This is a genomic window from Falsiroseomonas sp. CW058, assembly GCF_050563535.1.
Classification (GTDB): domain Bacteria; phylum Pseudomonadota; class Alphaproteobacteria; order Acetobacterales; family Acetobacteraceae; genus Falsiroseomonas.
Window position 1 is genome coordinate 21,038 of the sequence record NZ_JBNXUO010000024.1, and the last position, 24,832, is coordinate 45,869.

At 71.3% G+C, this 24,832-nt stretch carries 21 protein-coding genes; 5 read left to right on the forward strand and 16 right to left on the reverse strand.

Annotated elements, in window-relative coordinates; genetic code table 11:
* Positions 1 to 93: 93 nt before the first annotated feature.
* Positions 94 to 1,587 (forward strand): amidohydrolase family protein, encoded by a 1,494-nt coding sequence (locus ACK8OX_RS17985; RefSeq protein ID WP_430665609.1) that lies wholly within the window; start codon positions 94 to 96, stop codon positions 1,585 to 1,587.
* Between the two features lie 192 nt (positions 1,588 to 1,779).
* The gene (gene phnD, locus ACK8OX_RS17990; protein ID WP_430665610.1) at positions 1,780 to 2,748 is read left to right on the forward strand and encodes a phosphate/phosphite/phosphonate ABC transporter substrate-binding protein; all 969 of its coding nucleotides are present in this window, start codon (positions 1,780 to 1,782) and stop codon (positions 2,746 to 2,748) included.
* 199 nt (positions 2,749 to 2,947) lie between these two features.
* Here phnD and ACK8OX_RS17995 read toward each other — a convergent pair whose 3' ends face one another.
* Entirely contained in the window at positions 2,948 to 3,940 is a 993-nt protein-coding gene (locus ACK8OX_RS17995) for a Bug family tripartite tricarboxylate transporter substrate binding protein (RefSeq protein WP_430665611.1), read from the reverse strand.
* A gap of 108 nt (positions 3,941 to 4,048) precedes the next feature.
* Between ACK8OX_RS17995 and ACK8OX_RS18000 the strand changes: the two genes are divergently transcribed.
* A complete protein-coding gene (locus ACK8OX_RS18000) occupies positions 4,049 to 4,786 on the forward strand; it encodes an aspartate/glutamate racemase family protein (protein WP_430665612.1) in 738 nt (245 codons plus the stop codon).
* Positions 4,787 to 4,789: 3 nt separating this feature from the next.
* Here the strand turns inward: ACK8OX_RS18000 and ACK8OX_RS18005 are convergent, their stop codons facing one another.
* The 4 genes from ACK8OX_RS18005 to ACK8OX_RS18020 form a co-directional block, all read right to left on the reverse strand.
* The gene (locus tag ACK8OX_RS18005; RefSeq protein WP_430665613.1) at positions 4,790 to 5,188 is read right to left on the reverse strand and encodes a hypothetical protein; all 399 of its coding nucleotides are present in this window, start codon (positions 5,186 to 5,188) and stop codon (positions 4,790 to 4,792) included.
* 222 nt (positions 5,189 to 5,410) lie between these two features.
* Positions 5,411 to 6,187 (reverse strand): cold-shock protein, encoded by a 777-nt coding sequence (locus ACK8OX_RS18010; protein ID WP_430665614.1) that lies wholly within the window; start codon positions 6,185 to 6,187, stop codon positions 5,411 to 5,413.
* 102 nt (positions 6,188 to 6,289) lie between these two features.
* Positions 6,290 to 7,552 carry an NAD(P)/FAD-dependent oxidoreductase gene (locus tag ACK8OX_RS18015; RefSeq protein ID WP_430665615.1) on the reverse strand — a complete coding sequence of 421 codons (1,263 nt, stop codon included), beginning with the start codon at positions 7,550 to 7,552 and terminating at the stop codon, positions 6,290 to 6,292.
* Positions 7,549 to 7,962: an AtzH-like domain-containing protein gene (locus ACK8OX_RS18020; protein ID WP_430665616.1), complete on the reverse strand. Its 414-nt coding sequence runs from the start codon at positions 7,960 to 7,962 to the stop codon at positions 7,549 to 7,551. The genes ACK8OX_RS18015 and ACK8OX_RS18020 overlap by 4 nt, the downstream gene beginning before the upstream one ends.
* A gap of 165 nt (positions 7,963 to 8,127) precedes the next feature.
* On the opposite strand from ACK8OX_RS18020, the gene ACK8OX_RS18025 reads away from it, so the two are divergent.
* Together ACK8OX_RS18025 and ACK8OX_RS18030 are read left to right on the forward strand one after the other, a co-directional pair.
* Positions 8,128 to 8,763: a M35 family metallopeptidase gene (locus ACK8OX_RS18025; RefSeq protein WP_430665617.1), complete on the forward strand. Its 636-nt coding sequence runs from the start codon at positions 8,128 to 8,130 to the stop codon at positions 8,761 to 8,763.
* A gap of 181 nt (positions 8,764 to 8,944) precedes the next feature.
* On the forward strand, positions 8,945 to 10,216 hold the full coding sequence (locus ACK8OX_RS18030; RefSeq protein WP_430665618.1) for a family 1 glycosylhydrolase: 1,272 nt from the start codon (positions 8,945 to 8,947) through the stop codon (positions 10,214 to 10,216).
* Between the two features lie 43 nt (positions 10,217 to 10,259).
* Here the strand turns inward: ACK8OX_RS18030 and ACK8OX_RS18035 are convergent, their stop codons facing one another.
* The 11 genes from ACK8OX_RS18035 to ACK8OX_RS18085 all read right to left on the reverse strand — a co-directional run bounded on the left by ACK8OX_RS18035 (position 10,260) and on the right by ACK8OX_RS18085 (position 24,792).
* Positions 10,260 to 11,057: an FAD binding domain-containing protein gene (locus ACK8OX_RS18035; RefSeq protein ID WP_430665619.1), complete on the reverse strand. Its 798-nt coding sequence runs from the start codon at positions 11,055 to 11,057 to the stop codon at positions 10,260 to 10,262.
* A gap of 81 nt (positions 11,058 to 11,138) precedes the next feature.
* On the reverse strand, positions 11,139 to 13,526 hold the full coding sequence (locus tag ACK8OX_RS18040; protein ID WP_430665620.1) for a xanthine dehydrogenase family protein molybdopterin-binding subunit: 2,388 nt from the start codon (positions 13,524 to 13,526) through the stop codon (positions 11,139 to 11,141).
* Between the two features lie 31 nt (positions 13,527 to 13,557).
* Entirely contained in the window at positions 13,558 to 14,061 is a 504-nt protein-coding gene (locus ACK8OX_RS18045; RefSeq protein WP_430665621.1) for a (2Fe-2S)-binding protein, read from the reverse strand.
* Positions 14,062 to 14,172: 111 nt separating this feature from the next.
* Positions 14,173 to 15,222, reverse strand: a complete 1,050-nt coding sequence (locus ACK8OX_RS18050; protein ID WP_430665622.1) for an ABC transporter ATP-binding protein — start codon at positions 15,220 to 15,222, stop codon at positions 14,173 to 14,175.
* Entirely contained in the window at positions 15,219 to 16,211 is a 993-nt protein-coding gene (locus ACK8OX_RS18055; protein WP_430665623.1) for an ABC transporter ATP-binding protein, read from the reverse strand. The genes ACK8OX_RS18050 and ACK8OX_RS18055 overlap by 4 nt, the downstream gene beginning before the upstream one ends.
* A gap of 5 nt (positions 16,212 to 16,216) precedes the next feature.
* Positions 16,217 to 17,152 carry an ABC transporter permease gene (locus ACK8OX_RS18060; RefSeq protein WP_430665624.1) on the reverse strand — a complete coding sequence of 312 codons (936 nt, stop codon included), beginning with the start codon at positions 17,150 to 17,152 and terminating at the stop codon, positions 16,217 to 16,219.
* Positions 17,149 to 18,090 carry an ABC transporter permease gene (locus ACK8OX_RS18065; RefSeq protein WP_430665625.1) on the reverse strand — a complete coding sequence of 314 codons (942 nt, stop codon included), beginning with the start codon at positions 18,088 to 18,090 and terminating at the stop codon, positions 17,149 to 17,151. Before ACK8OX_RS18065 ends, ACK8OX_RS18060 begins: the two co-directional genes overlap by 4 nt.
* Positions 18,091 to 18,110: 20 nt before the next feature.
* The gene (locus ACK8OX_RS18070) at positions 18,111 to 19,706 is read right to left on the reverse strand and encodes an ABC transporter substrate-binding protein (RefSeq protein ID WP_430665626.1); all 1,596 of its coding nucleotides are present in this window, start codon (positions 19,704 to 19,706) and stop codon (positions 18,111 to 18,113) included.
* 205 nt (positions 19,707 to 19,911) lie between these two features.
* Positions 19,912 to 21,492: an ABC transporter substrate-binding protein gene (locus ACK8OX_RS18075; RefSeq protein WP_430665627.1), complete on the reverse strand. Its 1,581-nt coding sequence runs from the start codon at positions 21,490 to 21,492 to the stop codon at positions 19,912 to 19,914.
* On the reverse strand, positions 21,489 to 23,081 hold the full coding sequence (locus ACK8OX_RS18080) for an ABC transporter substrate-binding protein (protein WP_430665628.1): 1,593 nt from the start codon (positions 23,079 to 23,081) through the stop codon (positions 21,489 to 21,491). Before ACK8OX_RS18080 ends, ACK8OX_RS18075 begins: the two co-directional genes overlap by 4 nt.
* Before the next feature lie 109 nt (positions 23,082 to 23,190).
* Positions 23,191 to 24,792, reverse strand: a complete 1,602-nt coding sequence (locus ACK8OX_RS18085; RefSeq protein ID WP_430665629.1) for an ABC transporter substrate-binding protein — start codon at positions 24,790 to 24,792, stop codon at positions 23,191 to 23,193.
* Positions 24,793 to 24,832: the final 40 nt, after the last annotated feature.

Consider the following 24,832-nt stretch of genomic DNA (forward strand, 5'->3'; position numbering starts at 1 on the left):
TTTCGTGAGCCGGGTATGACCACCGGGTGAACACGGCTGGTGCCGCGGCGCGGGCTGCGGCATCAGTCCACCCGCACCGGAGGAACGGATGAGATGCCGCAGAAGCTGCTGCTGACCGGGGCGCGTGTCCTCGCCCCCGATGCCCTGTCCGCGCCGAGGGCCGACCTGCTGGTGGAGGATGGCCGCATCGCCGCCCTGCTGCCGCCCGGCACCCACGCAGGCGATGCGAAGCCCTTCGATGCCGCGCACCGCCTCGTCATCCCGGGCCTCGTCAACGGGCACACCCATGGGCATGGCGGCCTGTCGAAGGGCGCGGGGGACAAGTGGGACCTTGCGGCACTGCTGACCCATGCACCCTGGATCAGCGGCGGGCGCCTGCTGCGGGACAAGTGGCTCTCCACCGCGCTGAACGCGGTGGAGAACTTGAAGAAGGGCTGCACCGCGGTCTTCGACCTGCCCTTCGAATTCCCCTGCCCCACGACCGAGGGGCTGGACGCCATGGCGGATGCCTATGCCAGCGTCGGGCTGCGTGCGGTGATCGCGCCGATGGTCGGCGACCTCACCTTCTTCCAGGCCACGCCCGGCCTGGTGGAGGCCCTGCCCGAGCCGTACCGGACCCGCGCGGGCGGCATGCGGCTGGCCTCGATCGAGCAGATCACCGGCGCCATCGGGGCCGCCGCGCAGTCCTGGTCCCATGCGCGGCGCAACATCCGGCTTGGCTGCGCGCCCACCATCCCGCTGCACGGCACGGACGAGTTCCTGAAGGCCTGCCGCGCACTGTCGGCGGAGTACGGGCTGCGGATGCAGAGCCATGTGGCGGAAGCGCGCTACCAGGCTGCGGGGGGCGAGGCCCGCTACGGCGGCGCGACGCTGCTGGAGCACATGGACCGCCTGGGCCTGGTCGGGCCGTGGTTCAGCGTGGCGCATGGGGTGTGGCTGACCGATGGCGACCTGGACCTGCTGGCGCGGCGCGGCGGCGGGCTGTCGCACAACCCGGGCGCCAACATGCGCCTCGCCTCCGGCATCGCGCCGGTTCGCAAGGCGGTCCGCTCGGGCGTGACGGTGGGCATCGGCACCGACGGCTCCTCCTCCTCCGACAACCAGAACATGTTCGAGGCGATGCGCCTTGCCGCCTTCGCGTCCCGCCTTTGGGAGGATGCGGAGGAAGCCGACTGGCTCGGCACCGCCGAGACGGTGCGGCTGGCCACCGCCGGGTCCTCGAAGCTGCTGGGGCTGGAAGGCGGCACGATCGAGCCGGGCCGGGCCGCGGACCTGGTGCTGCTGGACCTGCGCCACGTCAACTGGGCGCCGCTGAACGATGCCGCCAACCAGCTTGTCTGGACCGAGGATGGCAGCGCGGTGACCGACGTGATGGTGGGCGGCGAGTGGAAGCTGCGGGACCGCGTGGTGCTCGGCCTCGACGAGGCCAGGCTGGCGGAGGAAGCCAATGAGGCCGCCGAGCGCCTGCGCGCCGCAAATGCGGAAATCCGCGGCTGGTGTGAGGCGGTCGCGCCCCACGTCGCCTGCCATTGCCGCGCGCTGGCCAGGGGCTGGACGCGGTCGAAGCGGCTGCTGCGGGCGAACTGACGCAGCCGGCGCGCGGCCTGCACAGGCTTCCCGCCCGGCATGGCACCCAACCTGACGCTCGTCGGGTGGTGGTCAGCCGGGGCATGCGCCGCAGCCCTCGTCCCGGGGCTGATTCACCGCTCCGGCGATTCCGCCACCGCGGATCAGGCGCTAGGCTGGCGCACCCCACCACGCAGCCGGAGCCCCTCCCCCATGCCTGTCCTGCGCCGCGGCGTCCTGGCCGCCTCCCTCCTCGCCCCCTTCGCCGCCGCAGCGCAGCAGCGGCAGGGCCCGCATCCCATGCCCGAACGGGGGCGCCGCGCCTGGGCGCAGCAGGTCCCCCAGATCCGCGTCGGCATCCTCGGCGGCGAGAACGAGGCCGACCGGATGGGCCGCTACGGCGCCTATGGCCGGCTGATGGAGGACACCTTCGGCGTCCCCGTCCGGCTGTTCCAGGCTTCCGACTACTCCGGCGTGGTGCAGGCCTTCGCCGGCCGCCATATCGAGATGGCGTCCATGTCGCCCGCCGCCTATGCGGCGGCCTGGGCCGAATCCAACGGCAATGTCGAACCCTTCCTGGTGACGCAGGAAGCGGATGGCAGCACCAGCTACGTGGCGGTGATGTTCACCCGCGCGGATTCCGGCATCACCAGCCTGGAAGGGATGCGCGGGCGGGCGATGGGCTGGTCGGACCCGAACAGCGCCTCGGGCTACCTGATCCCGCGCGCGGCGCTGCGCGCGCAGGGCATCAACCCCGACACCTATTTCGGCCGCTCCGGCTTCGCCGGCGGGCATGAGCAGGCGATCGTCGCCGTGCTCGGCCGGCAATACGATGCGGGCGTCACCTGGGCATCCGGCGTCGGCGAGGAGAGCGAGGGCTTCACCCGCGGCATGCTGCGCGCGACGGCGGAGAAGGGCCTGCTCAACATGCGCGACATCCGCATCATCTGGCGTTCCCAGCCCATCCAGAACGGCCCGCTGGTGGTGCGCAAGGACACGCCGGACGCCTTCAAGCGCGACCTGACCGCCTTCCACCTGGCACTGCCGACCGCGGCGCCCGAGATCCACCGCGCGGTGGAGCGCGGCACGGTGATCGGCTGGGTCCCGACGCGGCACGAGGAATACGAGCTGTTCGTCCAGATGCGCCGCGAGGAGGCCGAGCAGCGGCGCCGCCGGAACTGACGCGGCGCCTTCCCCAGCGCAGGGGGAGGCTCCGCGCCGCGCTCATGCGCCCGGTGGAACCGAACGACCCATGCGGCCGGCGCAGCTGGCCGAACGGCCGCCGCGCCAAGTGGCGCGCAGCCGAACGCGCGGAGCGCGCGCCCGGCGCTTGAGGGTCCGACAACGTCATGCGATCGGTCGAAGCATTCGACCGATCGGATCAGTCCACCGTGGCCCGCGCGTCCCGCACCACCTGCGCCCAGCGGGCCACGTCGCGTTCCTGCACCGCGCGGAAATCGGCCGGGGTGCGGATCGCCGGCGGGTCGATGCCCTGGCTGTCGGTCAGCCAGCGGCGAAATTCCGGCTCCTCGACGATCTTCACGATCTCCTCGTTCAGCCGGCGGGTGATCGCCTCCGGCAGGCCGGGGGGGCCGAAGACGCCGTACCAGGTCGTGCTCTCGAAGTCGGGCAGGCCGCAGGCCTCGGCCACCGTCGGCACGTCGGGCAGCGCGGCGATGCGCTGGCGGGTGGTGACGGCCAGGCCCCGCACCTGGCCCTGCTGGATCATGCCCAGCGCCGGGCCGGTCTGGTTGAAGAAGAAATCCGTCTGCCCGCCGAGCAGCGAGGTCACCGCCCCACCCTGGCCCGGGAAGGGCACATGCACCACGTCGAGCCCCGCCCGGGTGGCGAAGAGCGCGCCGGCCAGGTGCGTCGACGCGCCATTGCCGGTGCTGGGATAGTTCAGCGCGCCCGGCCGCGCGCGGGCATCGTTCACCACGTCCATGCAGGTGCGGTACTGCGGCCGCCGCTCGATCGAGGTGATCATCACATTCGGCACGTCGCCGAGATGGGCGATCGGGGTGAAGTCTGTCAGCACGTTGAAGGGCAGGCGCCGGTAGAGCGTCTGGTTGATGGCGTGCGTGCCCGCCGTGCCGAACAGGATGAGGTAGCCATCCGGCCGCGCCTTTGCCACCGCGTCGGAGGCGATGTTGCCGCCCGCGCCGACCCGGTTGTTCACCACCACCGGCACGCCGAGCGCGCGGGACAGCGGCGCGGCAAGCCGGCGCTGGTAGATGTCGACGCCGGACCCGTTCGGGAACCCCGCGAGGAACTCGATGGGCCGGGACGGCCAGGGCGCATCCTGCGCCGCCGCCGGCGCGGCACCGAGCAGGGCGAGCAGCGGGACAAGCAGGCGTCGCGTCAGGCGCATCATCGTCTCTCCGGCCGGTCGTGATCCCGAATTGAGGCGGTCGGGACGCGTCGCGCAAGCCCCTGCGCGCGGCCTGCTTGCCGCGGGGCGGGGTCGCGCTACGCTCCGGGCATGACATATCCGCCCGATGCTCCCCGCCTCGCCCGCGGTGGCAAATCCATCTACGGCGCGCCGCTCGGCATCCTCATGCTCGAGGCGCGATTCCCCCGCATCCCCGGCGACATGGGCAATGCGGGCACATGGCCCTTCCCCGTGCTGTTCCGCGTGGTGCGGGGCGCAAGCCCGGAGCGCGTGGTGCTGGGCGGCGCGAAGGGCCTGCTGCCGGACTTCATCGCCGCCGCGCAGGACCTGGTGGATCTGGGCGCGGAGGCCATCACCACCAATTGCGGCTTCCTGTCGCTGTTCCAGGCGGAGATGGCGGCGGCGGTGAAGGTGCCGGTCGCGACCTCCTCGCTGATGCAGGTCCCCTGGGTGCAGGCGACGCTGCCGCCCGGCAGGCGAGTCGGCGTCATCACGGTCAGCCGCGCCTCGCTCACGCCCGCGCATCTGGATGCGGCCGGTGTGCCGCGGGACGTGCCGGTGGAAGGCACGGAGGGCGGGCGGGAGTTCTTCCGGGTGCTCATCACCGCCGAGAAGCAGGACATGGACGTCGCCCTCGCCGCGCAGGACATCCTGGAGGCAGGCCGGCGCCTCGTGGCGCGCCATCCGGAGATCGGCGCCATCGTGCTGGAATGCACCAACATGCCGCCCTATGCGGCGGCCCTGCGGGAGGAGATCGGGCTGCCGGTCTTCGACATCTACACGCTGGTCAGCTGGTTCCACGGCGGGCTGCGGCCGCGGCGCTTCTGACCCTCAGCCCTGCCGCCGGGCGAGGGCCATCAGGCGCCGCCGCTCCTCGGCCGGGTCGGCATCGGCGATGCAGGGCAGGGCGGCATCGGCCACCTCCTCCTCCGCTGGTTCGGCGGCGTCTAGCGCACGGTCGATGACGGCGCGGAGCCGGGGCAGGTCCCCGGCGGCGCGGGCGCGCTGCGCGGCGATGGCGACCACGGCGGCGACGGCCGCGGCCAGGGCACCGGTCCCGTCCTCCGCCTCGCGCCGTTGCAGAGGCGGCAACCCGCCCGGCGGATGCAGGATGCCCATGGCGAGACCGAGCAGGCGCTCCCCCCACCCCGCCGCGGGGCCGGTCCATGCGGCCCAGGATGCGTCGGGCCCCGGCCCGCCGGCGGGTGCGCCGTGCCAGATGGGGGTCATCAGGGGTGGCGGGATCGGCATCGGGCGCTCCTCTCGGCGGCGCGGTCCTGGCGCCGGCATCAGAGGTGCGCCCGTAGGCATGAACAGAAGGTAAAGGATCAGGGCGCCTTGGCAACAACCTCGCAGAAAACCGTTAACGCTGGCCCGAGGGCGCGGGCCGGACACGAAAAACCCCGGCCGCCTGGGCGACCGGGGCTTCGCGGCCCGCTTCGGAAAGCGGGACTATTCCTTCATGTTGACGGCCTGGCGGCCGCGCTGCCCATCACGGACGTCGAGGGCGACCTTCTCGCCCTGCTGCACATCCTGTCGGCCGGCACGCTGCAGGACGGAGGAGTGCAGGAACACGTCCTGCCCGCCATCGTCCGGCGTCACGAAGCCGAAGCCGCGAACCTGGTCGAACCACTTCACGGTGCCGTTCACGGCATAGGTCGGGCCACCCTCGTCGCGCCCGGAGTCGCGCCGCGGGGGACGGTCGCCGAAGCCACCGCCGCGGGGCGCGCCGAAGCCGCCGCCCGGAGGGCCGCCGAAGTCGCGCCGCGGCGGACGATCGCCGAAGCCGCCACCGCCCCCGAAGCCGCCACCACCGCCGTAGCCGCCGCCACCGAAGTCGCGCCGCGGCGGACGGTCACCGAAGCCGCCGCCGCCCCCGAAGTCGCGCCGCGGCGGACGATCGCCGAAGCCGCCACCGCCCCCGAAGTCGCGCCGCGGCGGACGATCGCCGAAGCCGCCCGGGCGCGGGCGCTCACCGCCCCCCGGACCCTTCGTGACGGAGTAGATGCGCGTCACCAGGCGGCGGCCCTGCCGGTCCGTCCCGATCTCGCACGTCAGCTTGTCGCCGGTGTCCGGCGGTTCGATCCCTGCCTCGGTCAGCGCCGAGGCGTGGAAGAAGACGTCCTGCCCATCCGGGCCGAGAACGAAGCCGAAGCCCTTGCGGGCGTTGTACCACTTAACTTCGGCCTCGACGGACCCGCCGCCGCCCTGTTCGTTGTCGGGAAACACGATGATATGCGATCCGTACCAGTGGACACGACCCGACACGATGCAGGGCCGCCACCGTGGAAGATGGCACCCTCGTGCAAAGAAAACCAGTGCTAAACGTTGTCAACCGAATCGCGAAGGGCGGAACGGCTCGATTGCGACCTCCGGTGGACGTCCGGCCAGCAGCGCCGCCACCACCCGCGCCGTCCTTGGCCCCGCCACCAGCCCGACATGCCCGTGCCCGAAAGCGCAGAGCACGTCGCGGCTGGCCGCGGCCGGGCCGATGCAGGGCAGGCCGTCGGGCATGGAGGGACGGTGCCCCATCCAGACCTTCACCCGCGCTGCCGGCAGGTCGCGCGGCAGCCGCGGGAAGCTGCGCAGCAGGTGGTCGCGCAGGATCTCCGCCCGTTTCCAGTTCGGCGCGGCGTCCAGCCCCGCGATCTCCACCTGGCCGGCGCAGCGAAGGCCGCGGTCGGTCCAGGTGACCGACATCTTGCCGTCGAAGGGCATCAGCGGCGTGCGCGGCCCGGCTTCCGGCGCCTCGATCATCGCGTGATAGCCGCGCTCCGTCTCCAGCGGCACGCGGCTGCCCGCGGCGGCGGCCAGGCGGCGGGAATGCGCGCCGGCGCAGATCACCGCATGGTCGGCCGCCACCTCCCCCCCGGCGGTCAGGACGGCCCGCAGCGCGCCGTCCTCGATCCGGAAGCCGGTGGCGGCGGCGCGGCGCAGCTCCGCCCCCTCGGCACGCGCCTGCGCGACCAGCGCCGCGACATAGGCGCCGGGGTCGCGGCAATGCCCGCCTTCCTCCACCAGCGCCGCGAAGGTGTAGCGGCGGTCGAGGTCCGGCTCACGCTGGTGCAGGTCGTTGGCGTCGAGTTCCAGCCACTCGATCCCGACCCGGCGGCGCACGCGCCAGGCCATCGCCTCGGATTCGAACTGCGCGCGGCTCTCGTAGATGTACATCAGGCCGCGCCGCTCGATCAGCTGGGGCACGCCGGCTTCCTCGGCCAGCGCCCGGTGCAGCGCCGGCGCATCCACCAGCAGCGGGCGCAGCGCCTCCGCCGCCCGCTGCACCTTCGCCTCCGTCCAGCCCGCCCACAGATAGCGTGCGAGCCAGGGCGCCACGCGCGGGAAGTAGGACCAGCGGATGGCGAGCGGGCCGAGCGGGTCCGACAGGAACTTCGGCACCTTCCGCCACAGCCCGGGGGTGGAAGGCGGGATGACCGACATAGGACTCAGCCAGCAGCCATTGCCGTAGGAGGCCGCCTGCTCCCCGCCGGGCTCGCCCGGCTCCAGGATCGTCACCCGGAAGCCGGCGCGCAGCGACTCGAGCGCGGTGGCCGCGCCCACGATGCCCGCGCCGATCACCACGACATGCCGGCTCATCGCGGCGACTCCTGCATCGCGCGCCCCGGATCGGCGCCCGCCAGCAACGAGACATGGGCCGAGACGACGCGCCAGCCCTGGCCGGGGATGCGCGCCATCACCTTCGTCTCGCGCCCCACCAGGCCGGTGCCGACGCGTTCGTATTCCAGGTGGGTGCAGGCGACGTCGCGGCCGAAGGCGGTGATGTGGACCCGGCGCTGCACCCGCTGCGCGTAGCTCCGCACCGAAGCGCGGAAGGCGCGGATCGCATCGTGGCCGTAGAGGATCTCCGTGATGCCGAAGCGCACCGTGCGCGAATCGGCCCAGAAGATCGCGTCGAGCACTTCCGTCTCGTTCGCCATCAGCGCCGCCTCGTAGCGGTCGAACACCGCCCGCGCCTCCGCCAGCACCGCCGGATCGTCCAGTTCCACGCCGAGGCCCCCTGCCCTGCCCGGCCCGAGACTGCCCCGCCCGCCGCACGGCGGAAAGCCGCCCCGCCGCGTCGCCCCGATCCAGCCGCCTTTCGGCATGATGACGGCAAGATGTTGCGCCATCATCCCGACCGGGCGCGCCGACCCGCCGCCGAGGAGACCGCCATGGCACAAGCCATCCGCACCCGCCCTGCCCTGCCGCGGATCGCCCCGCTGGCGCTGGCGGCGCTGGTCCTGGCAGGCTTCCCCGCACTCGGCCGGGAGATGGCGCCCAAGCCGCCCCCGGCCGAGCCGAGCGCCGCGCGCATCCCCGGCCCGGTCTGCGTCGCCGAACACCGTCGCGCCTTCCAGGTCGCGCTCGGCGAGGCGCAAGCGCGGATGCGGGACGCGCTGCGGCTGGCGCGGGACGAGCCGGGCCACCCGCATCTGCGCCGCTGGTTCGGCAGCACGCCGCCGGCCACGGTCCGGCGGGCACTGGAACGGACCGCGGCCCAGCTTGAACGGGCGGAGGAGTTGAAGATCCTCTGCAACGTCCCCTCGGACTGCCGGGGCACCACGCTGGCCTATACGCGCCCCGGCGCGGCCATCCTCGGCCTCTGTCCCCGTTTCTTCGAGGCCGGGCACGACGGCGTCGATTCGCGCTGGGGCATCCTGATCCATGAGGCGTCGCACCTGGCCGCCGGCACGGACGACCACGCCTATGGGCGGGAAGCCGCGCTTGTCCTGGCGAAGCGGGACCCGAAGCGGGCGGCGGCCAATGCCGACAACTACGAATACTTCGTCGAGACGCTGCCGCGCTGACACCCTTCCCGACGTCACCCGCGTCAGGCGATGTAACCGCATCGGAATTCCGCGCCAGGGGTGAAATCCGGAGTTCACGGCTTCGCGAGGTCTATGGTATACAATACTTCGTGATCGCGCCGGCACGGAGGGACCCCGCCATGCGCCGCCCAGCCCCCATACGCTCCAGGAGCGCCCGCTGATGCTCGACGCCGCGTTGCCCCTCGGCCCGACCGGCGCTTCGGCCGGCCTCGTGCCCCATCACGGCTTCCTGTTCGCCACCGGCATCGAGAACAGCGCCCCCACCATCCAGCACGGGCGCATCCGCCGCGACCAGCTGCGCGAATGCGGCTTCTACGACCGCTGGCGCGAGGATTTCGCGCTGGTGAAGGATCTCGGCTGCGACGCGCTGCGCTACGGGCCGCAACTGCACACCAGCCTGCGCGGCGCAGGTCACCACGACTTCGCCTTCGCCGAGGAAACCTTCGCCGAGCTGCGGCGGATGTCGATCCGCCCGGTGGTCGATCTCTGCCACTTCGGCGTGCCCGACTGGATCGGCGACTTCCAGAACCCGGACTTCCCGGCGATCTTCGCCGAGTACGCGGGCGATTTCGCGCGGCGCTTCCCCTGGGTGCAGCTCTACACCCCGGTGAACGAGATGTTCATCACCGCCGTCTTCTCCGCCCGCTACGGCTGGTGGAACGAGCAGCGGCACGACGACCGCAGCTACGTCACCGCCATCAAGAACATCGTCCGCGCCAATGTCCTCGCGATGCGCGCCATCCTGCGGCACCGGCCGGATGCGCTGTTCATCCAGTCGGAGAGCACGGAGGCCTTCCACGCCGAGTGCCCGAAGGCCGTGCCGCATGCGGAGTTCCGCAATGCGGAGCGGTTCCTCACGCTCGACCTCAACTACGGCCGGCGCGTCGACAGCACGATGTACGAATTCCTGCTCGACAACGGCATGACGCGGGAGGAGTACCACTTCTTCCTGCGCGAGGCCCCGGCCCTCAAGCGCCACTGCGTCATGGGCAATGATTGGTACCAGACGAACGAGCACCTGCTGAACGCGGACGGCCATGGCCGCTGGGCGGGCGAGGTGTTCGGCTACGACACGGTGACGCGGGACTACCACGCGCGCTACGGCCTGCCGGTGATGCACACCGAGACCAACCTCGACGAAGGCCCGAATGGCGACGAGGCCGAGCACTGGCTCTGGAAGCAGTGGTCCGGGATCCTGCGCCTACGTCGCGAAGGCATCCCCGTGCTCGGCTTCACCTGGTATTCGCTGACCGACCAGATCGACTGGACGCATGCCCTGCGGGAGCAGCGGGGCGACGTGAACCCGCGCGGTCTCTACGACCTGGACCGCAGGCCGCGGCGCGTCGGCCTGGCCTACAAGCGGCTGATCGAGGCCTGGCGCGAGGTGCTGCCGACGCAGAGCCTGTGCCTGCAGGTGCCGCTGGCCGCGTGACGCCGGGCGGCGGGAGGAGCGCCTGCCCCTCCCGCCCCGCCCTTCAGCCCGCGTTGGCGACCGCCCGCTTGGCCATGACGGTCACCAGATGGGCGCGGTACTCGGCGCTGCCATGGATGTCGCCGTTCATGCTGGACGCATCGACCTTCACCCCCGCCACCGCGTCGGGCGACCAGTTGGCGGACAGCGCCGCCTCGGCCTCCGCCAGGCGGAAGGCGCCGTTCGCGCCCGCGCCGTTGACGGCGACTCGCACGCCCGCCGGTCCCCGCGCGACGAAGACGCCCGCCATGGAATAGCGGCTGGCCGGGTTGCGCATCTTGGCGTAGCCCGCTTTCTCCGGAACCGGCAGGTGGATCGCCGTCACGATCTCCCCGACATCGAGCGCGGTGGCGAACATGCCCTGGAAGAAGTCGTCCGCCGCGATCTTCCGCCGGTCCGTCTGGATCGTGCCGCCGAGCGCGAGGATGGCGGCCGGATAATCCGCGGCCGGGTCGTTGTTCGCGACCGATCCGCCCATGGTGCCGCGGTTGCGCACCTGCGTGTCCCCGATGGTCGAGGCGAGTTCCGCCAGCGCGGGGATCGCCGCCTTCACCTCGGCCGAGGTCGCGATCTCGTAGTGGCGGGTGAGCGCGCCGATGACCAGCGCGTTGCCCTCGCGCCGGACGCCGCGCAGCTCCGCGATGCCGGACAGGTCCACCAGGGCGGTGGGCCTGTTCAGCCGCAGCTTGAGCGCCGGCAGCAGCGTCATCCCGCCGGAGATGGCGCGCGCATCCGGGTCCGCCGCGAGCAGCTTGACCGCATCGGCGACCGAGGCGGGCTTGTGGTAGCTGAAGTCGTACATCCTGCTGAACTCCCGTTCGTCTGTCGCCGGCCGATCCGCGCGTCCGGGCTGCGCCCACGGCGGTCGGGCGGCAGGTCTCCGCTATTCCGCCGCCATGGAATGGCCGTGGATGATCTTCCAGATCTTCGCCGGCGTGGCCGGCATCTCGACATGCACAACGCCGAAGTCCCGCAGCGCGTCCACCACCGCGTTGATGACCGCAGGGGGCGAGCCGATGGCCCCCACCTCGCCGCAGCCCTTCACGCCGAGCGGGTTGTGCGTGCAGAGCGTGGTGTGGGTGGCGACGCCGACGGGCGGCAGATGCGCCGCCCGCGGCATCGCGTAGTCCATCATCGAGCCGCTGAGCAGCTGGCCCTGCGCATCGTAGACCGCGCTCTCCAGCAGCGCCTGGCCGATGCCCTGCGCCACGCCGCCCTGGACCTGGCCCTCGACGATCATCGGGTTGATGACACGGCCAACGTCGTCCACAGCGGTGAACTTCACCACCGCGACCTCGCCCGTCTCGCGGTCGATCTCCACCTCGGCGATGTGGCAGCCGCCGGGATAGGTGAAGTTCTTGGGGTCGTAGAAGGCGGTCTCCTCCAGCCCCGGCTCGATCTCGTCGATCGGGTAGTTGTGGGGCACATAGGCCGCGAGGCTGATGTCGGTCAGCGACTTCGTCCGGTCGGTGCCGGCCACGCGGAAGGTCCCACGCTCGAACTCAACGTCCTCGACGCTGGCTTCCATCAGGTGGGCGGCGATGCGCTTGCCCTTGGCGATGATCTTGTCCATCGCCTTGTCCATCGCCGACCCGCCGACGGCGAGGCTGCGCGACCCGTAGGTACCCATCCCGAACGGCACCTTGGCGGTGTCGCCATGCACGATGTCCACATTCGCCACCGGCACGCCGAGCTTGTCGGCGACGAGCTGTGCGAAGGTCGTCTCGTGCCCCTGCCCGTGGCTGTGCGCGCCGGTCAGCACGGTGACGCTGCCCGTCGGATGCACGCGGATCGTCCCCACCTCATAGAGCCCCGCGCGCGCGCCGAGCGACCCCACCACGGCCGAGGGCGCGATGCCGCAGGCTTCGAGATAGGTGGAGATGCCGATTCCGCGCAGCTTGCCCTGCGCCGCGGCCGCCGCGCGCCGCGCCTCGAATCCCGCCCAGTCCGCGGTCTTCAGCGCCTGCTCGAGCGTCGAGACGTAGTCGCCGCTGTCGTATTGCAGCGCGACCGGCGTCTGGTAGGGGAAGGCGTCCACGGGGATGAAGTTGCGGCGGCGGAACTCCACGCGGTCGAGGCCCGCTTCCCGCGCCGCGACATCCATCAGACGTTCCAGCAGGTAGGTCGCCTCGGGCCGGCCGGCGCCGCGATAGGCATCGACCGGCACCGTGTTCGTGAAGACCGCCTTCACCTCGGCATAGATCACCGGCGTGGTGTACACGCCGGCCAGCAGCGTCGCGTAGAGATAGGTCGGCACGCAGGGCGCGAAGGTCGAGAGATAGGCGCCCATGTTGGCCAGCGTGTGGACCCGCAGGCCGAGGATCCTGCCATCCGGGTCGAGGGCCAGTTCTGCCCTCGTCACATGGTCGCGGCCATGCGCGTCCGACATGAAGCTCTCGGTCCGGTCGGCGGTCCACTTCACCGGTCGCTTCACCTTGGCCGCCGCCCAGGTGACGATCGCCTCCTCGGCGTAGTGGTAGATCTTGCTGCCGAAGCCGCCGCCGACATCGGGCGCCACGACGCGCAGCTTGCTTTCCGGGATGTGCAGCACGAAGGCGCCCATCAGCAGCCGGATCACATGCGGGTTCTGGCTGGTGGTGTAGAGCGTGTAGTCGCCGCCCATCGCGTCGAACTCGCCGATCGCCGCGCGGGGCTCCATCGCATTCGGCACCAGGCGGTTGTTCGTCGTCTCGAACTTCACCACGCGTGCCGCGCGCGCGAAGGCGGCGTCGAGCGCGGCCTTGTCGCCGATGTGCCAGTCGTAGCAGAGATTGCCCGGCGCCCCGTCATGCACCAGCGGCGCGCCGGGTGCGATGGCGGCTTCCGTGGTGGCGACGGCGGGCAGCGGGTCGTAGTCCACGACGATGGCCTCGGCGGCATCGCGCGCCTGGGCCCGCGTCTCCGCCACCACCACCGCGACGGGGTCGCCGACATGGCGCACCTTGCCGATGGCGATCACCGGATGCGGCGGCTCCGCCATCGGCGTGCCGTCCTTGTTGTGGATCTGCCAGCCGCATGGCACGCCGCCGATGTTCTCGGCCGCCATGTCCTCGCCGGTGAACACCGCCTTCACGCCCGGCATCGCCTTCGCCGCGGCCGCGTCGATGGCGCGGATCGCGGCATGGGCGTGGGGGCTGCGCAGGATGTAGGCATGGGTCTGGCCGGGGCGGTTGATGTCGTCGGTGTACTGGCCGCGGCCCTGCAGGAAGCGGAAATCCTCCTTGCGGCGCACGCTGGCGCCGATCCCCTCGAAGGGTGCCACCACGTTCATCTTTCTTGTTCCTCCCCGTGACCGGGACGCCCTATTCGGCGGCGCGGGCCAGTTCGCTGCGGCGACCCTGCATCACATCGGCCGCGGCGGCGATCGCCTTGACGATGTTGTGGTAGCCGGTGCAGCGGCAGATGTTGCCCTCCAGCCCCTCGCGGATCTCCTTCTCGGTCAGGCCGCCCGGGTGCTTGTTCACCAGGTCGATGGCCGACATGACCATCCCCGGCGTGCAGAAGCCGCATTGCAGCGCGTGGTACTCGCGGAACGCCTCCTGCATCGGGTGAAGCGTGCCGTCCGCCGCGGCCAGGCCCTCGATCGTCGTGATGTCCGCGCCGTCGCACTGCACGGCGAGGATGGTGCAGGCCTTCACGCTGTCGCCGCCCATGTGGATCACGCAGGCGCCGCACTGGCTCGTGTCGCAGCCGACATGGGTGCCCGTCAGGCGCAGCTGCTCGCGCAGCAAGTCCACCAGCAGGGTGCGGGCCTCGACCTCGACCGTGTGACTGGTGCCGTTGACCTTCAGCGTGACCTGCGGCATCGCGCCTCTCCCCCGAAACAGGAATGACCGCCCCGAATTGGGGGTCGTTCGTCAGGGGGCAAGCCTCGCTTCCGGCCCTCCGCGCGTCAAGCGTGCGCGCGGCGCCCCCCCTCAGCGCACCGCGAGCAGCGCCGCGCCCCTGGCGCCCGCCAGCGGGTTCTCGGCCGCGGGCAGGTCGTGCAGGTGGCAGGCCGCGACATGGCCCTCCCCCAGCGCATCGGCCACCACCCGCAGCGGCGGCTCCTCCACCCGGCAGCGGTCGAAGGCGTAGGGGCAGCGGGTGTGGAAGCGGCAGCCGGTGGGGGGGTTGATCGGGCTCGGCACGTCACCCTTGAGGATGATGCGCTCCCTCGCCGCGCCGGGCTCGGGCACCGGCACGGCGGACAGCAGCGCCTCGGTGTAGGGGTGCTTCGGCGCGGCGAAGAGGCTGCGCTTCGGCGCGATCTCCACGATCTTGCCGAGGTACATCACCGCCACCCGATGCGTCATGTGCTCCACGATGGCGAGGTCGTGGCTGATGAACAGCAGCGCGAGGCCGAGTTCCGCCTGCAGGTCCTGCAGCAGGTTGACGATCTGCGCCTTCACCGACACGTCGAGCGCGCTGACCGCTTCGTCACAGATGATGAGATCCGCTTCCGCCGCCAGCGCGCGGGCGATGCCGATGCGCTGGCGCTGCCCGCCGCTGAATTCGTGCGGCCAGCGGCGCTGCGCATCCCGCGGCAGCCGGACGCGGTCCAGCAGCTGGTCGATGCGGCGGTCGAGGTCGGCCGCGTCCTTCGCCAGGCCGAAGTTGCGGATCGGCTCGGCCAGGATATCGCGCACGCGCATGCGCGGGTTCAGGCTGCTGAAGGGGTCCTGGAAGACCACCTGCATCCGCCGCCGCAGCGGCCGCAGCGTGCCCGCCGGCATGTCGTCGATGCGCTGGCCGTCCAGGATGACCTGCCCGCCGGTGATCGGGAACAGCCGCAGCAGCGCCTTGCCGACGGTGGACTTGCCGCAGCCCGATTCGCCGACCAGCGACAGCGTCTCTCCCCTGCGGATGTCGAAGGACACGCCGTCCACCGCGAAGACGTGGCCGGTGACCCCGCCGAGGAAGCCGGCGCGGATCGGGAAATGCTTCTTGAGGTCGTTGACCTGGAGCAGCGGTGCGGGGGCGCTCATGCGGCAAGCGCTCCTTCGCGCGGCGCGTAGTGGCAGGCGGCGACGTGCCCGGGCGCCTTCTCCTCCAGCGCGGGCGCGACAGCGCGGCACAGGTCGGTCGCGTGCGGGCAGCGGCTGGCGAAGACGCAGCCGGGGATCTTGGCCTTCAGGCTCGGCACCAGGCCGGGAATCTCGGACAGGCGCGTCTCCTCCCCCGTCAGGGAGGAGCCGAGCTTCGGGACCGAGCCGAGCAGCCCCTGCGTGTAGGGATGGCGCGGCGTGCGGAACAGCTTGCCCACCGCCGCCTCCTCCACCTTGCGGCCGGCATACATCACCACCACCCGCTCCGCGACCTCGGCCACCACGCCGAGATCATGGGTGATCAGCACGATGGCCGCGCCGACGCGGTGCTTCAGGTCGCGCATCAGGTCCAGGATCTGCGCCTGGATCGTGACGTCGAGCGCGGTGGTCGGCTCGTCCGCGATCAGCAGCTTCGGGTTGCAGGCCAGCGCGATGGCGATCATCACCCGCTGGCGCATCCCGCCCGAAAGCTGGTGCGGGTATTCCCGCACGCGGCGCCGGGCCTCCGGGATGCCGACGAGGTTCAGCATGTCGACCGCGCGTTCCTCGGCCTGCTGCTTCGACAGGCCCTGGTGCAGGCGCAGCGTCTCCCCGATCTGCCGCCCGACGGTCAGCACCGGGTTCAGGCTGGTCATCGGTTCCTGGAAGATCATGGAGATGTCGTTGCCGCGGATGGCCCGCATCTCGCGGTCCGACATCTCCAGCAGGTTGCGGCCGTTGAAGCGCACGGCGCCCGCGATCCTGCCCGGCGGCTCCGGGATCAGGCGCAGGATGGACATGGCGGTCACGGACTTGCCGCAGCCGCTTTCGCCCACGATCGCCAGCGTCTCCCCGGCCTCGACATGGAAGGTCACGCCGTCCACCGCGCGGTTGATGCCGTCCGGCGTGCGGAAATGCGTCTGCAGGTTCTCGACTTCGAGCAGCGCCATAAGGGTCAGAGCCTCTTGGCCATGCGGGGGTCGAGCGCGTCGCGCAGCCCGTCGCCGAGCAGGTTGACCGCCAGCACGGTGATGGACAGGAACAGGGCGGGGAAGAAGACGATGTAGGGCTTCACCTGCCACAGCGCGCGGCCTTCCGCCATGATGTTCCCCCAGGACGGGATGATGGGCGGCGTACCCGCGCCGATGAAGGACAGGATGGCTTCCGTGATCATGGCGGAGGCGCAGATGTAGGTCGCCTGCACCGTCAGCGGCGCCAGCGTGTTCGGCAGGATGTGGCGCAGGATGATCATCGGCGTGCGCGTGCCCGCCGCCACCGCGGCGTCCACATAGGGCTGCTCCCGCAAGCTGAGCACCACGCCGCGCACCAGGCGCGACACGCGCGGGATCTCCGCCACCGTGATCGCGAGGATGACGTTGCCGACCGAACCCCGCGTCAGCGCCATCAGCGCGATCGCCAGCAGGATGGAGGGGATGGACATCATCCCGTCCATGATCCGCATGATGACCGCGTCCGCCACCCGGATGAAGCCCGAGATCAGCCCGATCGTGAGCCCGATGGCCGAGGCGCAGATCGCCACCGAGAAGCCGACCGTGAGCGACACCCGCGTGCCGTAGAGCACGCGCGAATAGACGTCGCGCCCCAGCATGTCGGTGCCGAACCACCACTGCGCCGAAGGCTCCCGCGTGCGGAGCGCGGGGGCGAGCGCGGTCGGGTCCTTCGTCCACAGGAAGGGGGCGAAGACGGCGACGCCGATCATCAGCAGCACCAGAAGGCCGCCGAGCGCGATGGTGGGGTTGCGCCGCAGGAAGCCGATGAAGCCCCGCTTCGGCGTGACCGCCGGCAGGATGTCCGGCATCGGCGCCGCTGCGGCGATGCCGGGGGGCAGGGTCGTCGCGGCCATGCCGCGCGCGTCCGCGGTCGTGCTCAATACCGGATCCTCGGGTCGAACAGCGTGTAGAGGAGGTCGATGGCCAGGTTCACCAGCACGTAGACGAAGCTGAACAGCAGCACCACGCCCTGGATCACCGGGTAGTCGCGCCGCAGGATGGCATCCACCGTCAGCCGCCCCAGGCCCGGGATGGCGAAGACGCTCTCGGTGACCACCGCGCCGCCGATCAGCAGCGCGATGCCGATGCCGATGACGGTGACGATGGGCACCGCGGCGTTCTTCAGCGCATGGAGGAACAGGATCGAACGCTGCCCCACGCCCTTCGCGCGCGCCGTGCGGATGTAGTCCTGCTGCAGCACCTCGAGCATGGTCGCCCGCGTGATGCGCGCGATCAGCGCGATGTAGACTGACCCCAGCGCGATGGCCGGCAGCACCAAGTTCTCCAGCCAGGGTCGGAAGCCGCGGGCGAAGGGCGTGTAGCCCTGCACCGGCAGCAGGTCCCATTCCAGCGCGAAGAAATAGGCCAGCAGGTAGCCCACCACGAAGACCGGGACCGAGAAGCCCAGCACCGCGAAGCCCATCACCGCGCGGTCGATGATGGTGCCCTGCTTCCAGGCCGCCATCACCCCCATCGGCACCGCGACCGACACCGCCAGCAGCAGGGTGACGACCATCAGCGACAGCGTCGGCTCGATCCGCTGCGCGATCATCGTGCTGACCGGCAGGTTGGTGAAGATCGAGACGCCGAGGTCGCCCCGCAGGATGTCCCACACCCAGGCGCCGAAGCGCACCAGGTAGGGGCGGTCGAGCCCGAGGCTCGCCCGGATGCGCTCCACGTCGGCGGGCGTCGCCTGGTCGCCCGCGATGACCGCCGCGGGATCGCCGGGCGCGATGTAGAGAAGCGAGAAGACGAACAGCGCGACCACCGCCATCACTGGGATGGTGGCCAGCACGCGCCTGACGACGTAAGCGAACATCCGGGTCTGTTACCTTCAGGTCAGCTCTTGGACACGCCCCAGGCGAAGGGGATCGGCCCCTTCTGGATGCCGGAGACGTTGCGCCGCCAGGCCTGGTAATTGAGGAAGAAGCCGGTCGGCGCGTAGACCACGTTCTCCACCGCCGCGCGGTTCAGGCGGCCGACGGCGGCGCGCTCCTCCTCCAGGCTGGCGGCGGCGAGCCAGTTCGGCACCTCCGCCTCCAGCGCGGGGATGTTGGGCCAGCCGAACCAGGCGCCGTCGCCATTCGCGCGCACCGCGTTGTAGAGCACGGGGTTGATCGCGTCCGCGCCGGCATGCCAGGTGTGGAACATGCTCCAGCCGCCCTGGTTGGGCGGGTTCTTCATGGCCCGGCGCTGGCCGACCGTGCCCCAGTCCGTCGCGACGAAGTCCACGTTCATCCCGAGCCGCTTCAGCAGGTCCGCGGTCACGTCGCCGAAGGCCTTGGTGATGGACTGGTCCTGCGCGACGATGCAGATCACCGGCTCGTTGTTGTAGCCGCTCTCGCGCAGCATGGACCGGGCGCGGTCCATGTTCGCGGCCTTCATCATCTCCCCGCCCTCCTCGGTGTAGAGGGGGGTGCCGGGGGTGAAGAAGCCGCCCATCACGCGCCAGAGGTTCCGGTCGTCGCCGACCAGGGCGCGCATGTAGTCTTCCTGGTTCAGCGCGGTCATCACCGCCTGGCGCACCTTCACGTTGTTGAAGGGCGCGTGCAGGTGGTTCATCCGGAAGCTGCCGATGTTGCCGAGCGGGTCGGCGATGTCGACGGCGATGTTGCGGTTGCGCCGCAGCACCGGCACCAGGTCGGTGATGGGGTTCTCCCACCAGTCCACCTCGCCGTTCTGCAGCGCGGCCGACGCGGTGGCCGGGTCCGGCATCACGATCCACTCGATGCGGTCGACGCCCATGCGCTTGCCGCCGGCAAGCCAGCTCGCCGGCTCGCTGCGGGGCACGTACTGATCGAAGCGCTGGAACACCGCGCGCGCGCCGGGCACCCATTCGTTTCGCACGAAGCGCATCGGGCCGGAGCCCACGAACTCGCTCACCTGCGTGAAAGGGTCGGTGCGCGCCAGGCGCTCCGGCATGATGAAGCACATCGGCGTCGCGTTCTTGCCGAGCGCCATGCGCATCTTCGGGAAGGGCTGGCGCAGCACCCAGCGGAAGGTGCGGTCGTCCACCGCCACCAGCTCCTCGCTGATCGCGCGCAGCAGCTGGCCCATCGGGTCGCGCGGCATCCAGCGGGTGATGGAGGCGACGCAGTCCCGTCCGCGCACCGGCTCCCCGTCATGGAAGCGCAGCCCCTCGCGCAGGCGGAAGGTCCAGGTCCTGCCGTCCTGGCTGACCTCCTCGTTCTCCACCATCTGGCGCTGCGCCTCGAGCTTGTCGTCGAAGCCGTACAGCGTGTCCCAGACCAGCACCGCGGCGTTGCGGACGACGTACTGGGTGCCCCAGATCGGGTCGAAATTGGCGAGGTTCGCCTGCGGCACGAAGCGGAGCGTGCGGTTCGCCGCCTGGCTGTAGGCCGGGGCGCCGAGCCCGCCAGCGGCGGCCGCGGCACCCGCCGCGACGCCGCCCTTGATGAAGGACCTGCGATCCATCGCCCAGTTTCTCCCTGTTGCTTCAGCCGCCTGCTTGGGAAGCAGACTGCCTCATCCCTGTGCGTCGCGCCAGCGCCTCGCGGCACGGAAGTGCCGCATCCGGCACGATGCAGGACAGCTTCTGCATGCCGCGTGCCACGTTCCCCATGCCGCGTGCTGCGCCGGGGATGCAGGCCGCCCGGCAGGTGGACGTGTCCCCCCCCCTTCAGCCCTTGCCGATGTTCCAGAACACCGTCGCCGGCGCGCGGAACACGCCCGTCAGGTTCCGGCGCCAGGCGCTCGGCTGCCAGTAGTAGCCGAGCGGCACATAGGCCATCACCTGCATCGCCCGCGCGTTCAGCGCCTCCCCCGACGCGCGGCGGCCGGCCGCATCGGGCGCGTCCACATAGGCCGCACGCAGGCGCTCGATCTCGGCATCCTCGGGCCAGCCGAACCAGGCGTCGCTGCCATTGGCGCGCAGGAACAGGTGGGTGACGGGCTGCGTCAGCGACTGGCCGGAGGAGGTGGTGTGGATCACGCTCCATCCCCCCCGCTCCACCGGTTCCTTGCTGGCGCGGCGCTGCACCAGCGTGCCCCAGTCCGTCGCCACAACCTCGAGGTTCATGCCCAGCCGGCGCAGCAGGTCGGCCGTCACCAGCGACAGCGCGTTGATCTGCGGATAGTCGCCGGGCGCGATCAGCACCACCTTCTCCCCGGCATAGCCCGCGGCCTGCAGGGCGGCGCGCGCGCGGTCGATGCTGCGGGTCTTCAGCACCTCGCCGCCGGCCTCGTTGGCCAGGGGCGTGTCGCAGGTGAACACGCCCTCGCAGACCCCCCAGCCATCCTGCTCGTTGCCCGCCACGGCGCGGAGGTAGTCGCGCTGGTCCACCGCCATCGCCACGGCCCGGCGGATGGCGGGGTTGTTGAAGGGCGGGTGCAGCGTGTTGAAGCGGCAGATGCCGTAGGTGCCGTCCATCAGCCGCTGCTGCACCACCACGTCCCGCCCGCGGCGCAGCAGCGGCAGCAGGTCGTGCAGCGGATACTCCCAGTAGTCCTGTTCCCCCAGCACCACCGCATTGGCGCTGGTGGCGGGGTCGGTGATGATCGTCCACTCGACCCGGTCGATCCGTGGCGCGCGGCCGCCGGCCAGCCCGTCCACCGGCTCCTGCCGCGGGACATAGCGTTCGTTGCGCGCATAGACGGCGCGCTGGCCCGGGTTCCACTCGCCCGGCACGAAGCGGAAGGGACCGCTGCCCACGGCTTCGCGCAGCTGGGTGAAGGCGTCGGTGCGGGCCAGGCGTTCGGGCATGACGAAGCAGGGGAACTGCGTCTGACCGATCGCCTCCAGCAGCAGCGGCACGGGGCGGTGCAGGCGGAAGCGGAAGCGCCGGTCGTCCAGTGCCGCCACCTCCGCAATGCGAGGCGCCAGCACCTGCATGAAGGGGTCGCGCCGCGCCCAGCGCTGGATGGAGGCGACGCAGTCGGCCGCCCGCACCCGTTCGCCGTCGTGGAAGCTGAGCCCCTCGCGCAGCGTGAACTCGACGCTCAGCTGGTCCGGCGAGACCTGCCATCCCTCCGCCATCTGCGGACGGATCGCGCCGGCGGCGTCCTGCGCGCAGATCTGGTCGAAGACGAGGAAGGCGTTGTTGCGCGTCACCACCGCGGTGGTCCAGACCGGATCCAGCGAGGTGAGGTTCGCCTGCGGGATCACCCGCAGCACCCGTGCCGCGCCACCCTGCGCGCCCACCACGCTTGGCGCCGCGGCGGCCGCGCCGGTGGCGGCCAGGAAGCCCCTTCGCCCGATCATGCCCGCCGCATCCCCCAGAACAGCGCCATGCCCTTCACGCGGTCCACCAGGTTGCGCCGGTGGGCGGTGATCGAGAGATAGGCGCCCACCGGGACATAGGGCAGCTCCTCCATCGCCACCTCCTGGATCTCCCGCGCGATGCGCTGCTGGTCGGCCAGGTCGGGCGCCACGAACCAGGCGTCGCGCAGTTCCTCCAGCCGCGGGATGGTCGGCCATCCCGGCCAGGCCGCCGTGCCGTTGGCGCGCAGCGGGAAATGGGCGGAGGGATCGACGAAGTCGAAGGAGGAGAAGCTGGTGAACAGCATGCTCCACCCGCCCCGCTCCACCGGCTCCCTCGACGTGCGGCGCTGCACCGTGGTGCCCCAGTCGCTCAGCACGATGTCGGCGTTGAAGCCGAGCCGCCGCACCAGGTCCGCGCCCACCTGCGTCATCGCGGAGGGCGCGAGGATGTCGGTCGGCCCGATCAGGCGCATCGGCTGGTTGGCGTAGCCGGCTTCCCGCATCAGCGCCCGCGCGCGGTCGATGCTGCGCGGACCCGACAGCGGCGCCATGCCGGCATCGTTCGCCAGCGGCGTGCCCGGCGTGAAGATGCCGACATTCGTCATGTGCAGCGCCGGATCGGGCCCGTTCACCGCCTGCATGAAATCCGCCTGGTTCACCGCAGGCAGCATCGCCTGGCGCATCCGCTTGTCATTGAAAGGCGGGTGCAGGTGGTTGAAGCGCATCACGCCCACCAGCGGCAGCGGGTCGATCGCCTCCACGCTGACGTTGCGGTTGCGCCGCAGCAGGGTCTGGATCTCCGGCGGCGGCTGCTCGTACCAATCGATCTCGCCGGCCTGCAGCGCCGCGGCGGCGGTGCTGGGATCGACGATGATGTGCCACTCCACGCGGTCGAAATGCACCAGCTTCGGCCCGGCCGTCAGGCTCGGCCGGCCGGCGGGAGTGGGGCTGTAGTCGGGGTTGCGCTGATAGACGGCGAGGCTGCCGGAATTGAACTCGCCCGGCACGAAGCGGAAGGGTCCGCTGCCCACCGTCTCCCGCACCTGCTGGAAGGGGTCGGTGCGGGCGATCCGCTCCGGCATGATGAAGGGCGGGCTGTTCGAGACCTGCGCCAGGGCCGCGATCAGCATCGGGAAGGGCCGCTTCAGGCGGAAGACGATGCGGCGGTCGCCATCCGCTTCCACCGCGTCCACGAACTGCTCGAGCTTCTGGCCGATCGGGCTGCGCTTCATCCAGCGCGCCAGCGACGCGACGCAGTCCGCCGCGCGCACCGCCTCCCCGTCGTGGAACCTCAGCCCGCTGCGGAGCGTGACGGTGACGCGCCGCCCCTCCTCCTCCGTGACATGGCCTTCCGCCATCTGCGGCTGCGGACGGAAGGCGTCGTCCATGCCGTAGAGCGTGTCATAGACCATGTAGCCGTGGTTGCGGGTGACGTTGGCCGTGGTCCAGATCGGGTCGAGGCTGGTGAGGTTGGCCTGCGGCACCATCTTCAGCAGGCGCGCCGACGCGGGCTGGGCGATGGCGAAGCGCGGCAGCGCGCCGGCGGCCGACGCCGCCGCCCCCGCGGCCAGCAGGTTCCTGCGAAGCATCTTGCCCTCCCGTCCTGGTCCCTGTCGCCGGGATCAGAACAGGGTATCCCGCCGCTCGCAAGCGGCAAGGCGGGGCGGCCCGGGCCTTCGGCACCGGGCCGCGCGCGCGTCAGCTGCGCTGCACGTTCCAGAACAGCGGCAGGCCCTTCAGCACGCCCGTCAGGCCGCGGCGATAGGCCGTCGCCTGAAAATACTGGCCGAGCGGCAGGTAGGGCACTTCCTGGAACGCCACCTGCTGGATCTGCCGCGCCACCGCCTGCTGCGCCGCGAGGTCCGGCGCCTCGAACCAGGTCTGGCGCAGTTCCTCGAGCCGCGGGATGGACGGCCAGCCGAACCAGGCCTGCTGGCCATGGCCGCGCAGCGACTGGTGGACACCCGGGTTGAACATGTCCACCCCCGCCCAGAAGGTGAAGAACATGTTCCAGCCGCCGCGCTCCGCCGGCTCGCGGCTCGCGCGGCGCTGCACCACCGTGCCCCAGTCGGTCGAGACGTAGTCCACATTCATGCCGGCGCGGCGCAGCATGTCGTTGCCCACCTGCGCCAGCGCGTTCAGGGACGGGAAGTCCGACGCCGCGATCAGCGTCACCCTCTCGCCGTTGTAGCCGGCCGCCGCAAGGTCCCGCTTCACCTTGTCCATGTCCCGCGCCGAGGTCAGCGCATCGAGCCCGACATCGGACGCGAGCGGCGTGCCCGGCGGGAAGAAGCCCACCCCCTCGCGCCACAGGCTGCGGTCGGTGCCGATGACCGCGGTCATGTAGTCCGCCTGGTTCACGGCGCCGAGCAGCGCCCGGCGGATCGCCGGGTTGTTGAAGGGCGGATGCAGGTGGTTGAACCGGGCGATCGCCATCAGCCCCGTCGGGTCCGGGATCTCCAGCACCACGTTGCGGTTGCGTCGCAGCACGGGCTGGAGGTCGCCGGTCGGCTGTTCCCACCAGTCCATCTCGCCGTTCTGCAGCGCGCCCGACGCGGTGGCGGGGTCCGGCATGACGTGCCATTCGACGCGGTCGATGTGCACGCGCTTCGGCCCGGCCGTCCAGCTCGGCGTGCCCTCGGCGCGGGGCTGGTAGCCTTCGAAGCGGGTGTAGACCACGCGCGCGCCCGGCACACGCTCATTCGCCGCGTAGCGGAAGGGCCCGGAGCCGATGAGGTCGCCGCGCAGCGGCGTGTTCGGGTCCTGGCTCGCCAGGCTTTCCGGCATGATGAAGCAGACAGGCGTCGAAGGCTTGCCCAGCGCCTCGAACAGCAGCGGGAAGGGGCGGCGCAGGACGAAGCGGATCGTGCGGTCGTCGGGGGCGGACAGTTCCTCCGTCACCGACATCAGCGCCTGGCCGAGCGCGTCCCGCGCGGCCCAGCGGCGGATGGAGGCGACGGCGTCACGCGCCCGCACGGGCTCGTTGTTGTGGAAGCGCAGCCCTTCGCGCAGCCGCATCGTCACGCGCCGGCCGTCATCCTCGACCGTGTGGCCTTCGACCATCTGCGGCTGCGGCTGGTAGTCCCCGTCGAAGCCGTACAGCGTGTCCCACACCATGTAGCCGTGGTGGCGCGTGACATAGGCGGTGGTCACGATGGGGTCGAGCACCGCAAGGTCCGCCTGCGGGATGAACTTCAGCACCCGGGCTGCGCCCTGCGTGCCCTGGCCCAGGGCGGGCAGGCCCAGGGCCGACGCACCTAGTGCGGTCCCCGCCCCGGCGAGGAGATGGCGTCGAAGCATGGTTGAAACCTCCCGAGGGCGCGGCGCGGCTGGCCGCCGC

Excerpts from the sequence above, each read along its gene's own strand:
- ACK8OX_RS18030 (WP_430665618.1), top strand. The coding sequence starts at position 8,945 with ATGCTCGACGCCGCGTTGCCCCTCGGCCCGACCGGCGCTTCGGCCGGC.
- ACK8OX_RS17985 (WP_430665609.1), top strand. The coding sequence starts at position 94 with ATGCCGCAGAAGCTGCTGCTGACCGGGGCGCGTGTCCTCGCCCCCGAT.
- ACK8OX_RS18025 (WP_430665617.1), top strand. The coding sequence starts at position 8,128 with ATGGCACAAGCCATCCGCACCCGCCCTGCCCTGCCGCGGATCGCCCCG.
- ACK8OX_RS17995 (WP_430665611.1), bottom strand. The coding sequence starts at position 3,940 with ATGATGCGCCTGACGCGACGCCTGCTTGTCCCGCTGCTCGCCCTGCTC.
- ACK8OX_RS18035 (WP_430665619.1), bottom strand. The coding sequence starts at position 11,057 with ATGTACGACTTCAGCTACCACAAGCCCGCCTCGGTCGCCGATGCGGTC.
- ACK8OX_RS18055 (WP_430665623.1), bottom strand. The coding sequence starts at position 16,211 with ATGGCGCTGCTCGAAGTCGAGAACCTGCAGACGCATTTCCGCACGCCG.
- ACK8OX_RS18000 (WP_430665612.1), top strand. The coding sequence starts at position 4,049 with ATGACATATCCGCCCGATGCTCCCCGCCTCGCCCGCGGTGGCAAATCC.
- ACK8OX_RS18075 (WP_430665627.1), bottom strand. The coding sequence starts at position 21,492 with ATGATCGGGCGAAGGGGCTTCCTGGCCGCCACCGGCGCGGCCGCCGCG.
- phnD (WP_430665610.1), top strand. The coding sequence starts at position 1,780 with ATGCCTGTCCTGCGCCGCGGCGTCCTGGCCGCCTCCCTCCTCGCCCCC.
- ACK8OX_RS18005 (WP_430665613.1), bottom strand. The coding sequence starts at position 5,188 with ATGACCCCCATCTGGCACGGCGCACCCGCCGGCGGGCCGGGGCCCGAC.
- ACK8OX_RS18085 (WP_430665629.1), bottom strand. The coding sequence starts at position 24,792 with ATGCTTCGACGCCATCTCCTCGCCGGGGCGGGGACCGCACTAGGTGCG.
- ACK8OX_RS18045 (WP_430665621.1), bottom strand. The coding sequence starts at position 14,061 with ATGCCGCAGGTCACGCTGAAGGTCAACGGCACCAGTCACACGGTCGAG.
- ACK8OX_RS18015 (WP_430665615.1), bottom strand. The coding sequence starts at position 7,552 with ATGAGCCGGCATGTCGTGGTGATCGGCGCGGGCATCGTGGGCGCGGCC.
- ACK8OX_RS18065 (WP_430665625.1), bottom strand. The coding sequence starts at position 18,090 with ATGTTCGCTTACGTCGTCAGGCGCGTGCTGGCCACCATCCCAGTGATG.
- ACK8OX_RS18080 (WP_430665628.1), bottom strand. The coding sequence starts at position 23,081 with ATGCTTCGCAGGAACCTGCTGGCCGCGGGGGCGGCGGCGTCGGCCGCC.
- ACK8OX_RS18070 (WP_430665626.1), bottom strand. The coding sequence starts at position 19,706 with ATGGATCGCAGGTCCTTCATCAAGGGCGGCGTCGCGGCGGGTGCCGCG.
- ACK8OX_RS18040 (WP_430665620.1), bottom strand. The coding sequence starts at position 13,526 with ATGAACGTGGTGGCACCCTTCGAGGGGATCGGCGCCAGCGTGCGCCGC.
- ACK8OX_RS18050 (WP_430665622.1), bottom strand. The coding sequence starts at position 15,222 with ATGAGCGCCCCCGCACCGCTGCTCCAGGTCAACGACCTCAAGAAGCAT.